The 382-nt window shown below is 73.8% G+C and carries 1 protein-coding gene; it reads left to right on the top strand.

All coding sequences use genetic code 11. The features are described 5' to 3' along the window. Window positions 1-382 (top strand): aminotransferase class I/II-fold pyridoxal phosphate-dependent enzyme (locus KE671_RS22665; RefSeq protein ID WP_211986817.1); only part of this gene is annotated, 382 nt, incomplete at both ends.

The raw sequence follows: 382 nt of genomic DNA, 5'->3' as shown, positions 1-382 counted from the left end.
GGAGGAGATCACGTGGCCGGGCGTCACCGACAGCGTGAGCCTGCGCGGCGGCACGGTCCACGGTGTGCCGATGGGGGCGGACGGCCTCGACGTCGACGCGCTCGAGCGGGCGATCGCACGACTGCGCCCCGTGCTCATCGCCCTCAACCCGCACCACCAGAACCCCACCGGCACGCGGCTGCCGGCGGCGGCGCGCCATCGGGTCGCCGAGCTCGCCGCGCAGTACGGGGTGCCCGTGATCGAGGATCGCGTGGTGGCGGGCATCTCGTTCGACGGGGTAGTGCCGCCCACTCTCGCCGCGGAACGTCCCGATGCCCCGGTGCTGGTGGTGGAGTCGGTGTCGAAGTGGGCATGGGCGGGGCTGCGCATCGGATGGCTGCGC

Origin of the sequence: Citrobacter amalonaticus (genome assembly GCF_018252635.1) — a bacterium.
GTDB lineage: Bacteria > Pseudomonadota > Gammaproteobacteria > Enterobacterales > Enterobacteriaceae > Citrobacter_A > Citrobacter_A amalonaticus_E.
Note: the sequence above shows the minus strand (reverse complement) of the source record. Positions and strands in the feature narration are given on the sequence as shown.